This is a genomic window from Rhodoferax sp., assembly GCF_018063565.1.
Taxonomy (GTDB): domain Bacteria; phylum Pseudomonadota; class Gammaproteobacteria; order Burkholderiales; family Burkholderiaceae_C; genus Rhodoferax.
Map to the genome: position 1 here is coordinate 1 of NZ_JAGPBB010000095.1, position 12,363 is coordinate 12,363.

Annotated in this window: 9 protein-coding genes; 6 read left to right on the forward strand and 3 right to left on the reverse strand. The window is 62.0% G+C overall.

The genetic code is table 11. The features are described 5' to 3' along the window. Positions 1 to 213 precede the first annotated feature (213 nt). Together KBF66_RS16455 and KBF66_RS16460 are read right to left on the reverse strand one after the other, a co-directional pair. Positions 214 to 336 (reverse strand): hypothetical protein, encoded by a 123-nt coding sequence (locus tag KBF66_RS16455; protein WP_296659731.1) that lies wholly within the window; start codon positions 334 to 336, stop codon positions 214 to 216. 81 nt (positions 337 to 417) lie between these two features. Next, positions 418 to 3,459: an L-glutamate gamma-semialdehyde dehydrogenase gene (locus KBF66_RS16460; protein WP_296659733.1), complete on the reverse strand. Its 3,042-nt coding sequence runs from the start codon at positions 3,457 to 3,459 to the stop codon at positions 418 to 420. Positions 3,460 to 3,734: 275 nt separating this feature from the next. Between KBF66_RS16460 and KBF66_RS16465 the strand changes: the two genes are divergently transcribed. From KBF66_RS16465 to KBF66_RS16485, 5 genes are read left to right on the forward strand one after another with little or no spacing between them, the layout of a single operon-like run. Next, positions 3,735 to 4,928 (forward strand): EAL domain-containing response regulator, encoded by a 1,194-nt coding sequence (locus KBF66_RS16465; protein ID WP_296659735.1) that lies wholly within the window; start codon positions 3,735 to 3,737, stop codon positions 4,926 to 4,928. Next, a complete protein-coding gene (locus tag KBF66_RS16470; RefSeq protein ID WP_296659738.1) occupies positions 4,925 to 9,232 on the forward strand; it encodes a PAS domain S-box protein in 4,308 nt (1,435 codons plus the stop codon). The genes KBF66_RS16465 and KBF66_RS16470 overlap by 4 nt, the downstream gene beginning before the upstream one ends. Next, positions 9,229 to 10,062, forward strand: coding sequence for an HDOD domain-containing protein (locus KBF66_RS16475; protein WP_296659741.1), 834 nt, complete (start codon positions 9,229 to 9,231; stop codon positions 10,060 to 10,062). Before KBF66_RS16470 ends, KBF66_RS16475 begins: the two co-directional genes overlap by 4 nt. A 35-nt stretch (positions 10,063 to 10,097) precedes the next feature. Beyond that, positions 10,098 to 10,505: a response regulator gene (locus tag KBF66_RS16480; RefSeq protein ID WP_296659743.1), complete on the forward strand. Its 408-nt coding sequence runs from the start codon at positions 10,098 to 10,100 to the stop codon at positions 10,503 to 10,505. A 7-nt stretch (positions 10,506 to 10,512) separates the two neighbouring features. Further along, positions 10,513 to 10,992, forward strand: coding sequence for an Lrp/AsnC ligand binding domain-containing protein (locus tag KBF66_RS16485; RefSeq protein WP_296659746.1), 480 nt, complete (start codon positions 10,513 to 10,515; stop codon positions 10,990 to 10,992). A gap of 24 nt (positions 10,993 to 11,016) precedes the next feature. Here the strand turns inward: KBF66_RS16485 and KBF66_RS16490 are convergent, their stop codons facing one another. Next, entirely contained in the window at positions 11,017 to 11,709 is a 693-nt protein-coding gene (locus KBF66_RS16490; RefSeq protein WP_296659750.1) for a YggS family pyridoxal phosphate-dependent enzyme, read from the reverse strand. Positions 11,710 to 11,744: 35 nt separating this feature from the next. Between KBF66_RS16490 and KBF66_RS16495 the strand changes: the two genes are divergently transcribed. Continuing rightward, a partial coding sequence (locus KBF66_RS16495) for an ATPase, T2SS/T4P/T4SS family (RefSeq protein ID WP_296659753.1) occupies positions 11,745 to 12,363 on the forward strand: 619 nt, incomplete at its 3' end.

The window sequence follows — 12,363 nt, forward strand, 5'->3', positions numbered from 1 at the left end:
TCATTGTCACCGGGGGCATGGCCATCGGCATGCCAACCATCTCCATCTTGGTGGTCAATTGCCAATATTCACCCGGTTCGGCCATCACTGGCAACGCCAAACTGGTCACCGCAGCGAACAGCAAGGTATTGCATCCACGTCTGCACATCGTCATCCTGTACCCCTTATTTCTGTTGATTCGAGCCCAGCCAGTCCAGGCCAGACACGCATTATTCACCAGCGCCGGAACGCTTGGGCGGCCAGATTGCTGCCCAGGTCGCCGCGTCGACGCCGACCCGAGTCGGCTCGGCCCAACGCGCGCTGAATCAGCCGGGTGATGCGTTTTGCGAAGGTCAAGGAGGAGGCCGAAGGCCGGGGGACACGCAGCAAAACGCATCGCCCGGCTGGTGAGTAACGCGCATACCGGATGAGACCCACTCACGCCATCAGCTGCACATTCCCGCCGGCCGCCGTGGTGTTGACGGTGATGGTCTGCTCGGCGCAAAAGCGGTAAAGATAATGCGGCCCGCCCGCCTTGGGGCCGGTGCCACTCAGGCCCTCGCCGCCAAACGGCTGCACGCCCACCACCGCGCCAATCTGGTTGCGGTTGATGTACACATTGCCGATATGGGCGGCGCGCGCCAGCGCTTGGGCGCGGCTGTCGATGCGGGTCTGGATGCCTAAAGTGAGGCCGTAGCCCAGCGCGTTGATTTGCGCGATCACCTTGTGCGGGTCACCACCCCAGCGCACGATGTGCAGCACCGGGCCAAAAATCTCGTCTTTCAGATCGCTGATGTGCTGCACCTCAAAGGCTTGTGGTGCGATCAGGTTGGGTATTGAATCAATAGCTGATTGCGCTTGTCTAGATTGGGCTGGAGGCTGATTTTGCTTGAAACCTGGCACATCACCCAGCAGGTCGCGGGCGTCGCGGCGCAGGCGCTTAAGTTGCCGCCCGATGCCCTCAAACGCCTCACCATCAATCACCGGGCCGACATCGGTGGCCAGCAGCGCCGGGTCACCACAGCGCAGCTCGCGCGCGGCACCGGCGATCATGGCGACTACGCCGTCGGCAATTTCTTCGTGTACACACAGCAGGCGCAGGGCCGAGCAGCGCTGCCCGGCGCTCCTGAAGGCCGACTGCATCACCGCATCACTCACCTGCTCGGGCAACGCGGTGCTGTCCACCAGCATGGCGTTAATGCCACCGGTCTCGGCAATCAGCGGCACGATCGGGCCGTCTTTGGCGGCCAGCGCCCGGTTGATGATTTTGGCCACAGCGGTCGAGCCGGTGAACACCACCCCCGCCACGCCGGGGGCTGCTACCAGCGCCGCGCCCACCGTCTCGCCCGGGCCGTGCAGCAGTTGCAAGGCGCCTTCGGGCACACCTGCGGCGTGCAGCAGTTTGACCGCTTCGAGTGCCACCGCCGGGGTTTGCTCGGCCGGTTTGGCCAGCACCGTGTTCCCCGTGGCCAGGGCCGCGGCCACCTGACCGAGAAAGATCGCCAGCGGAAAATTCCATGGGCTGATGCACACCCACGGGCCGCGCCCGGTCAGGCGCAGCTCGTTGCTCTCGCCGGTGATGCCCAGCAGCGTGGGGCCTTCCATGCCGGGCATGGTCTGGGGCTGCATGATGGTTTGTGCCTGCGCCGCGTAATAGCGCAAAAAGTCAATGGCTTCGCGCACCTCGCTCACCGCGTCGTTCCAGGTCTTGAACGCCTCTTTGACCAGCAGTGCGCAAAAACGCGGCAGCTGCGCCTGCAGCTCGTCTGCGGCCAGCCGCAGGATGCGGGCGCGCACCTCGACCGACACAGCGCTCCACTGTTGATAGCTGGCTGCGCTTGATAATACTGCGCCAGAGGCCAATTTGGCATCAAACTCGGGCACCTCAGGCAGCTGCAGCGCAGCCAGCGCCGCCAGCAGCGGGTCGCGCATCGCGGACACGGTCAGGTCCAGCCCACAGCTGTTGGGGCGCTGCAAACCGAACAGGTGCGCAGGCAAGGGCAGCGATGCATGCGGCTCCAGACGCAGCGGCGAGATCAGCAGCTCGGTGATCGGCACGGTCTCGTCGGCAAGCTGATGCACAAACGACGAGTTGGCGCCGTTTTCCAGCAGGCGACGCACCAGATAGGCCAGCAAATCCTTGTGGGCCCCAACCGGCGCATAGACGCGGCAGGCCACCAGCGGGTTTTTCAGCACCTCGCCGTACACGCCTTCGCCCATGCCATGCAGACGCTGCAGCTCAAACGGCGCGCCGGTTTTGGCCGCCATCTGCAAAATGGCCGCCACCGTGGCGGCGTTGTGGGTGGCAAATTGCGGGTAAATGGCGTCGGGCGCGTCCAGCAGTGCTTTGGCACACGCCAGGTAACTCACGTCGGTGTGGTGTTTGTGCGTAAACACCGGGTAGTGCGGCAGGCCGAGTTCCTGTGCGCGCTTGATTTCGGCATCCCAATACGCACCTTTGACCAGCCGGCACATCAGCCGCAGACCGTGCTTGCGCGCCAACTCCGTCACATGCGCCACCAGTTCCAGCGCCGTGGTCTGGTACGACTGCATTGCAAGGCCAAAACCGCGCCACTGCGGGTAATGCTTCGCCACTTGGGCCATCAGCACCTCAAACACCTCCAGCGACAGCTCCAGCCGGTCCACCTCTTCGGCGTCAATCGTCAGGTTGATGTTGGCGCGCGCCGCTTGTTCACACAAGCCCCACACCCGCGGCACCAGCTCGGCCAAAACGCGATCTGCCTGGGCGTACTCGTAACGCGGGTGCAGCGCGCTGAGCTTGATGGATATCCCATCATTTTGCTCACAAGCGCAGGTTTTGTCTGCGCTAGCAGCTATTGACGCAATAGCATCCTGGTAACTCTTGAGGTGCACCAGCGCGTCGGCATCGGTGCGCGAACCCTCACCCAGCATGTCGTAGCTGTAGCGCAGGTTGGGCATTTTTTTGCGTGCTGCAGCGGCTTCGTGCTGGCCCTCGGCCATGGTCTGACCCAGCACAAACTGGCGCCCCAGCAGCTGTACCGCGCGCAAGGTGGCGGCCACCACGGTGCGTGCCCCGAGTTTGGCGATCAGCCCCGGCTCGGGCGTCGGGCCGCTGCCGGGTGCGGCGGGCAGGAAATGTTTGCTCATGGCAATGGCGGTGCTGGACAGGCGTGACAGCACCTTGTCGCTGCTGCCGTCAAAGTCGGCCCGGCCCAGCTGGTCGGCGGTGAGTGCGATGGCGGTTTCGGCGTCGGGCACACGCAGCAGGGCCTCGGCCAGACGCATCAGCGCCAGCCCTTCGGCGCTGGAAATCGGGTACTCCTTGAGCAGACTCTCCATCGCCCAGAACGGCGGCGGGTTCTCGCGCACGGTCTGGATCCACGGCAGCGCCTTGCGCACCAGCGCCGACCAGTCCAGCGCATTGTTGAGCGAGGCCAGACATTGCGACACAATGCTGGATTCAGGCCGATAGGGGTTGGGCAAACGTTGTGTCAGCATATGGAAACCTTCAGGTACAAACGAATGCGCTATGTTCCTGTATTTTTAGATTAATTTTTTACTATTTTTCTATCATTTGACAGCAGTTTATTTGCGGAATAGATACCTCTGCGGCGAACTTGACTTGTTGCCATCAAGACTGCATGGCACCTGTACGGCGTGTTTCGGACGGTTGGGTTGACCGTATCGTTCGGCTCTTTTGATACAAATCAATTTCAGCCGCGCCGTTCTGACCATAATGCCGGAGACCCATAACCCATACACCGGTGGCCCTGATGGCTCTTAGTGCGAACAAAATTCTGGTTGTCGACGACGACCTGTTTCAGCGCGAGCTGATGGGGGCTCAGTTGGCCTCATTGGGTTGGCGCGACGTGTTGTTTGCCGAAAGTGGATTGGCCGCGCTGGACCTGTGCGCCCATTATGGGGATCAGATCGCAGCCCTCATCAGTGATCTGAACATGCCCGACATGGATGGCCTGGTGTTGATGCGTCACCTGGTTGAAGCCGGATTTTCGGCGCCGGTGATTGTGGTGTCGGGGGTGCGCGACGAGATTCGCGACAGTGCCGCCATGCTGGCCACCGCCCACGGCTTGAAGCTGCTCGGTGTGCTGGGCAAACCCTGTCAGACGGCTGATCTTGGTGCGATGCTGGCAAAGTTAAAACAAAACGATGACACCGTGGTCTCACCCAGCCATGTGCAGGACCTGACACGCGAACGCCTGATGCTCGCTTTGAGCCAGAGCGATTTTGTTCCGTGGTACCAACCCAAGATGGAGGTACGCAGTGGCCGCATCATCGGGGTCGAGGCGTTGGCACGCTGGTTTCCAGCGGGTGGCCAGGCGGTGAGCCCCGCCCATTTTGTACCGGCCCTGGAGGCCCACGGCCTGGCCGATGCGCTGTTTTTTATGCTGACACGTCAGGTGGTGCGCGACCTGCGCCGGTGGCAGCAACTAAATCTGCCACTGCGCGCCGCCATCAATATGTCGATGGACACCGCCCACAATTTGCAATTGCCCGAGTTGCTGGGGCAGATCGTGGCGGAGGCAGGTCTGCAACCGGCTGATCTGGTGATCGAGATCACCGAGAGCCGCCTGATGATGGACCGCTCGTTGGCCATGGAGACCATCACCCGTCTGTCCATGATGGGTTTTGTGCTCTCGGTTGACGACTTTGGTACCGGCTACTCCAGTCTGGTCCAGCTGATTGACCTGCCATTTCGCGAGCTCAAGATCGACGGCAGTTTTGTGCAACGCGCCTTGTCCGAACGCAAGGCGCAGGCGGTGTTGCGCATCGCCATCTTGCTGGGGCAGCAGCTTGACATGGGCGTCGTTGCCGAGGGCGTGGAGACACCCGAGCAACTTGAGTTTGTCCGACGCGTCGGCTGCGACGTGGTGCAGGGCCATCATTTTGCCCGTGCCATGCCATTTGCCGCCTGCACCGAATGGCTGCGCGCCGCCTGGCCCGAATGAATCCGCGCCTTTTGCCCCTGTCACCCTACTCGTGGCGCTCGCTGCAGGTTCGGCTGACCCTGCTGAGTCTGGCGGTTTTCCTGATTGCGGTTTGGTCATTGGCCGGGTACGCGCACCTGCGGCTGCACCGGGATATGGAGCGTATGCTGGGGCAGCAACAGCTCGCCACCGTCACGCTGCACGCCACCGAGATCAATCGGGGCATTGCCGAGCGCATGGACACCCTGGAGAAAGTCACACGTCTGCTGCCGGCCGAGCTGATGGCCCGCCCTGGCGATGTCCAGCAATTGCTGGACGAGCGTCCGGCTTTGCCCAGCATGTTCACCGCTGGCTACTTTGTCACCGACGCTCAAGGCACGGTGATCGCATCCGTGCCACTGGCCGCGCAACGTATCGGCCGCAGTTTTGCAGAACGCCCCGACATTCATAGTGCGCTCAAACTGGGCAAGAGCAAGGTCGGTGACGTGACCCTCAGTAACACCCTGCGCACTCCGGCATTTGGCATTGCAGTACCCATCAAAGGTCAGGATGACAAGATTCTTGGCGCGCTGGTGGGTGCCACCGACCTGGGCAAGCCCAATTTCATGGACCGCATCATGTCCGCACGCTACGGTCAGTCAGGCGGGTACACCTTGATTGACCGCAAACAGCGCATCGTGGTGAATGCGACCGAAAAATCCCGTGTACTCGAATCGCTGCCTGCCCCTGGCCTCAACCCGGCCATTGACCGTTACATTGAAAACACGTCCGGCACTTCGGTCCTGGTTGGCTCCAATGGGGTTGAGATGATGTTGTCACTGGCCGATGTGCCCGTGGCAGACTGGGCACTGTCGGTCGATCTGCCCACGCAAGAAGCCTTTGCGCCCATTGACAACCTGGCCAACAACATCACCTGGGCCACCTTTCTGGCCTCGTTGTTGGCAGCGGCTGCAACCTGGTGGCTGCTGCGACGTCAACTGGCACCCGTTTACACCGCTTTTGCCGCCTTGCAGGCGCAGTCCGGGTCGGACCGGCCAACGCAGCCATTGCCAGGCAACACCCCGGATGAAGTCGGCCAGTTGATCAACGGATTCAACCATTTGTTGTCGGAGTTATCGCAGCGAGAGGCCGCACTGTCAGAGAGCCAGCAACAGCTGAGTCTGGTGGCAAGCCGCCTGGTCGAGGCACAACAACTGTCCCAAATGGGCAGCTGGACACTTGACCTGACCACCGGCACGCTGCACTGGAGCGAGGAGATTTTCCGGATCTTTGAGCTTGACGTCGCCACGTTTTCACCCAGCTACCAGACCTTTCTGGAGCTGATTCACCCCGACGACCGCGAGCGAGTGGATCAAACCTACACACGCTCTCTGCAGACCCGCAGCCCCTACGAGATGGAGCACCGCCTGCGAATGAAGGATGGCCGCATCAAATGGGTGCAGGAACGTTGTCGCTCGGAGTTTGATGCCCAGGGCAAACCGGAAAGCTCGATCGGCACCATGCAAGACATCACCGAACGCAAACGGATCGAGACCGCATTAGCCGACTCGCGCGACCTGCTGATGACGGTGATTGAGGCCATTCCGATGCGGGTGTTCTGGAAAGACGCCGAGTTGCGCTATCTTGGCTGCAACACCGCCTTTGCCCGCGATGCCGGCAAGCGAACCCCGAGCGAGATGATCGGTCAGGATGACTATCAGATGGGCTGGGCAGCGCAGGCCGATCTGTACCGCGCCGACGACCACCGGGTGATCGCGGAGGGGGTGTCCAAGCTGTTCTATGACGAGCCACAAACCACCCCTGAGGGGCAAACTGTCTGGCTGCGCACGTCTAAGATCCCGTTGAAGGCGCGCAACGGCGTGGTGTTTGGCATCCTGGGCATTTACGAAGACATCAGTGAGCGCAAACAGGCTGAAGAGCAGATCCGCAAACTCTCGATGGTGGCGGAACAAAGCCCCGAAAGTGTCGTCATCACCAACCTGGCCGGCGACATCGAATACGTGAATGCATCCTTTGTGCAAAACACCGGTTACAGCCGGATGGAAGCCTACGGTCATAACCCGCGCTTGCTCAGCTCAGGGCTGAACCCTGCGGCGCTTTACCAGGAGCTGTGGCAACACTTGTCCAAGGGAAGTGCCTGGAGCGGTGAACTGCTCAACCGCCGCAAGAACGGAAGCCTGTACGTCGACAGCGCCGTCATCACACCGCTGCGCGACGCCAACGGTACCGTCACCCATTACGTTTCAGTGCAGCAGGACATCACCGAACAGAAAAACACCGCCAACGAGCTGGAGCGCCACCGCCACAATCTGGAAGAACTGGTCACCCAACGCACCCGGGAGCTCAGTGATGCACGCCAGCAGGCCGATGCGGCCAACCTGGCCAAATCGGAGTTTCTGGCCAATATGAGCCACGAAATCCGCACACCGATGAACGGCGTCATCGGCATGGTCGACATCCTGCGACAAACCGCGCTGGACGCCTCGCAGCTGCGCATGGTGGACACCATCAATCAGTCTTCCATGGCGCTGCTGGGCCTGCTCAATGACATTCTGGACTTTTCCAAGATCGAGGCCGGCAAACTCGAAGTCGAACGGGTGGCCATGCCGCTGCGCGAGGTGGTCGAAGATGTGGTGCAGTTGCTGTTGAGCTCTGCCCGCCAGGGGGAAGTCGAGCTTGAGCTGTTTGTTGACCCGGCACTGCCGACCTGGATCATGTCGGACCCGCTTCGGCTGCGGCAGATCCTGCTCAACCTGCTGGGCAATGCGCTGAAGTTCGTGCCGCACCACCAGCAGGGGCGTACCGCCCTGCAGGTGTTGCCCAGAACCCACCCGGACGGCAGCAACTGGCTGCACATGGTGGTGATTGACAACGGCATCGGCATGAGCGCCGATGTGGTGGAGAAGCTGTTTCAGCCCTTCAGTCAGGCCGATGCCAGCACGGTGCGCCGCTTTGGTGGCACCGGTTTGGGCCTTTCGATCACGCATCGACTGGTCACGCTGATGCGCGGCAGCATCGATGTACAGAGCGCACCCGGCAAGGGCTCCGAGTTCAGCGTTGAGTTGCCACTGGTGGCAGCCACCGCACCGCAGGACCAGACGCTGCCGCGATTGCCGGACCTGCAAGGTGTCAGTGTGCTGGTGGTCAAACCCGCCATGGCATGCTGGACCGTGCTGCAGGTTTATCTCCACTCGGCCGGTGCGCAGCTGTGCCCCATGCCCGATATGCCGAGTGCGCAGGCCAGACTGTCTGAAGCGGACCAGGATACTGCGCTGCTGCTCGACCTGACCCACTCCTGTAGTGCCGACCAGATCGATTGGCAGATGTGGCGTGATCACGACCGGGTGCTGTGGCTGGTACGCCAGCCCGGCGCACAAGCGGATTTGCAGGGCGTCGAGGTCCGTGCCCAGCCCCTGATGTACCGAGAGTTGCTGCAGGGCGTTGCTGTCGCCTGTGGGCGACTGAGCCGCTCCAGCCTGGCCCGCGCGCAGCCACCGGCGTCCGACCAGGGTCGGCGCGCACCCAGTGTCGAAGAAGCAGTTTTGCGCAAGCAACTGATTCTGGTGGCGGAAGACAACGAGACCAACCGCGACGTGATGTACCAGCAGCTGCGACGCCTGGGTTATGCCGCCGAGCTGGCCGCCGATGGTGTTCAGGCACTGGCGATGTGGCGCAGCGGCCGCTACGCCTTGCTGCTGACCGATTGCCACATGCCCAATCTGGACGGTTACGACCTGACGGTCGAGATTCGGCGCAACGAGCCAGCGGGTGTGCGCAAACCGGTGATTGCCGTGACGGCCAACGCCATGTACGGTGAAGCCGAACGCTGTTTTGCGTTCGGCATGGACGACTACCTGAGCAAGCCGGTGCGCATGCATGAACTGGCTCGAATACTGAACAAATGGCTGCCACTGGCCCACACCCACGAGACAGCACCGCCAGCGCTGCCGGTCGGCAGCAATGCCGCTGCGGCGGAGCCAGCGTCCTCAGTCATCTGGGACCCGACCACGCTGGCCGCGGCGGTGGGTGACAACCGTGCCATGCTCAAACGCCTGCTTGGCAAGTTCCTGATCAATGCGGCACGGCAGCTAGGCGATATCCAGCAGGCTGGTGCAGCGGGTGACTTGGACGCGCTGACCCGCATCGCCCACACCCTCAAGTCTTCGGCCCGTGCCGTGGGCGCGATGGCGCTGGGCGAGTTCTGCCAGTCGCTTGAAGCGGCTGGCCGTGGGGCTGACGGCGCGGCATGTCAGGCCCTGTGCGACCAGTTACCCGGGGCTCTGGAGCAGGCTGACGAGCGCATTCACCAATACCTAGACGCATGAAACTAGAGCAACTGTTCCAACTGCCGCAAGCCGTGCCGGTGATCCCGCAAGTGCTGCAGCAACTGATCGTGGCTCTGGGCAACGACTCGGTGCAACCGACGGCGTTGGCCCGGCTGATCGAAAGCGACCCGGCCATTTGTGCGCGCTTGCTGCAGCTTGCCAACTCGGTTCATTTCAGCCCGACACGAGAAATTGGCACGGCCGCCCAGGCGCTGAGCCAGCTGGGCACCATCAACGTGCGCTCGGTGGTGATCAGCGTCGGTCTGAAAAGCCGCTTCAGCACGCTGGAGCCGGCGCTGCTCAAGCCGTTCTGGTGCCGCAGCCTGCGCATTGCTGCCGCGGCCCAGCACTGGGCCGCTCTGCCAGAGGTGCAACTCAACGTTCACCACGCCTGGACGCTGGGTTTGTTGTATCCGATCGGTCAGCTGTTCATGCACATGGGCCTGTCCGATGCGGTGCGCGAACTTGACATGCAGGTGCACCCGCTGGCACCCCAGCGCGCCGCGCTGGAGCGCGAGCGGTTTGGTTTTGCCTATCCCGAGGTCGGCGCGGAGCTGACACGCCGCTGGCGCTTGCCCGGCCTGTTTCAGGAAGTCCTGGCGGCCGACCCTAGTGACGCCACGACGGCCGGTGGCAGCAAGATGCTGGCCCTGGTGCAGATGGCGGTGCGCCAGGCCCGGGCCAGCGAACAGCTCCTGGATGAGGGGCAGACCCAGGCGCCCTGGCCGGCCGAATTGGCCGCGCGCGTACCGCTGCTTCCAACCCAGTGCGAGGCGGATTTCCCGGCCTGGCAACAACTCTGCGGCAGACTGGAAGCGATGCTGGATTAGCATATGGCCCTGTCACCGCTTTTGCCCTCACTTTCATGAATACCCCCTCACTGCGCCCAAGCCCGTCGGTCTTGCTGGTCGATGACGACGATTTTTTGCGCGACATCATGTGTGAAATGCTGATGCAGCTGGGTGTGACCAACATCCACCAGGCCGGCGACGGTCTGCAGGCGCTGTCGACACTGCGGGCGTTGCCAACACCACCGGACTTTCTGATCTGTGACATCTACATGCCCGACATGGACGGGATCGAGTTTGTCGCCGAACTGGCCAAATTGCACTATCGGGGTGGCGTGCTTTTGCTCAGTGGCGTCAACCCCGAAACGCTGCAACTGGCGCGCGACATTGCCAACGGCGAAGGCATCCAGCTGGTAGGCGCCTACCTCAAGCCGATCCGCCCTGAGCTGCTGGCGGACGCACTCGGTCTGACACCTGCGACTTGACACGGTCATGGCCGATGCCGTGCCCTTTCATCTGGATCGCATTGACCGCAAGATCCTGCAGGCCCTGCAGGAAGACGGTCGCATCAGCAACCTGAAACTGGCCGAGGCGGTGGCACTGTCACCCACCGCCGTGTTGGCGCGCGTTCAGCGTCTGGCGCGCGAGGGCGTTATTCTGGGCTATGAAGCGCGCCTGAACGCGGAAAAGCTCGGGGCAGGCTTGATGGTGTTCGTCGAGGTCTTGCTGGACAAAACCACCCCCAATGTGTTTGAGGCGTTCAAGGCGGCGGTGCAGGTACGCCCCGAGATCATGGAATGTCACATGGTGGCCGGTGGTTTTGACTACCTGCTGAAAACCCGCATGGCGGACATGACCGCCTACCGCGAATTTGCCGGCACCGTGCTGTGGCAACTGCCCGGGGTGCGCGAAACACGCACCTACGCGGTGATGGAAGAAGTCAAGAATACCACCCAGCTGCCATTGAAATAGCGCCCGACGATGCAGGGCCAGGCGTCAGGTCGCATAGTGCCGCTGGCCAAAGATGGCACTGCCCACCCGCACCATGGTGCTGCCACTGGCCACAGCGGCCTCCAGGTCGGCGCTCATGCCCATCGACAGGGTGTCGAGTCCCAGACCCGCAGTGTTTAAGGCACAAAAAAGATCTCCAGCCCTTTTAAATAGAGCACAGGCAGCTACAAAATCCGAAGTTGGCTCAGGAATGCACATGAGCCCGCGCAGCCGCAGCCTGGGCAAGCTGGCCACCGCCTGCGCGAGCGCCAGCGTGTCCGCAGGCGCCACGCCCGACTTGGTGGGGCCACCATCGACGTTGACCTGAATGCACACTTGCAAGGGCGCCAGGTGCTTGGGGCGCTGCTCACAAAGACGCTGGGCAATCTTCAGCCGGTCCACCGTCTGCACCCAGTCAAAGTGCTCCGCCACCAGCCGGGTCTTGTTGCTCTGGATGGGGCCGATACAGTGCCACTGCAGCGGCAGGTGACGCAACGCGACGATTTTCACCACCGCTTCCTGAATGTAGTTCTCGCCAAAGGCACATTGCCCGCCCGCATGGGCCTGTTGCACTGCCTCGGCGTCAAAGGTCTTGGACACCGCCAGCAGGCTGACTGAAGACGGCAGACGGCCGCTGGCGTGACAGGCGGCGGCAATGCGTGACTGGACATTGCAGATGTTCTCTTGAATCATGGTCATAATTGCATGAGCGTAACAAACAAACGGAGAGGTCTGTGGACATCACCCAGTTGCTGGCTTTCAGCGTCAAGAACAAGGCATCGGACTTGCACCTCTCGGCCGGTCTGCCGCCGATGATCCGGGTGCACGGGGATGTGCGCCGCATCAATGTCGAGCCGTTTGACCACAAGCAGGTGCACTCGATGGTGTACGACATCATGAACGACTCGCAGCGCAAACACTACGAGGCGTTTCTGGAAATCGACTTTTCTTTTGAGATCGAAGGGCTGGCACGGTTCCGGGTCAATGCCTTCAACCAGAACCGTGGTGCCGGGGCGGTGTTTCGGACCATTCCGAGCAAGATCCTGACTTTGGAGCAGCTCAATTGCCCCAAGATTTTTGCCGAGTTGGCGTTGAAACCGCGTGGCATGGTGCTGGTCACCGGACCCACCGGGTCGGGCAAGTCGACCACGCTGGCGGCCATGGTGAACTACCTCAACGAGAACGAGTTTGGCCACATCCTCACCGTAGAAGACCCGATCGAGTTCGTGCACGAATCCAAAAAATGCCTGATCAACCAACGCGAAGTGGGGCCGCACACGCAGAGTTTTGCCGCCGCGCTCAGGTCGGCGCTGCGCGAAGACCCGGATGCCATTCTGGTGGGCGAAATGCGTG

Excerpts from the sequence above, each read along its gene's own strand:
- KBF66_RS16460 (WP_296659733.1), bottom strand. The coding sequence starts at position 3,459 with ATGCTGACACAACGTTTGCCCAACCCCTATCGGCCTGAATCCAGCATT.
- KBF66_RS16465 (WP_296659735.1), top strand. The coding sequence starts at position 3,735 with ATGGCTCTTAGTGCGAACAAAATTCTGGTTGTCGACGACGACCTGTTT.
- KBF66_RS16470 (WP_296659738.1), top strand. The coding sequence starts at position 4,925 with ATGAATCCGCGCCTTTTGCCCCTGTCACCCTACTCGTGGCGCTCGCTG.
- KBF66_RS16475 (WP_296659741.1), top strand. The coding sequence starts at position 9,229 with ATGAAACTAGAGCAACTGTTCCAACTGCCGCAAGCCGTGCCGGTGATC.
- KBF66_RS16480 (WP_296659743.1), top strand. The coding sequence starts at position 10,098 with ATGAATACCCCCTCACTGCGCCCAAGCCCGTCGGTCTTGCTGGTCGAT.
- KBF66_RS16485 (WP_296659746.1), top strand. The coding sequence starts at position 10,513 with ATGGCCGATGCCGTGCCCTTTCATCTGGATCGCATTGACCGCAAGATC.
- KBF66_RS16490 (WP_296659750.1), bottom strand. The coding sequence starts at position 11,709 with ATGACCATGATTCAAGAGAACATCTGCAATGTCCAGTCACGCATTGCC.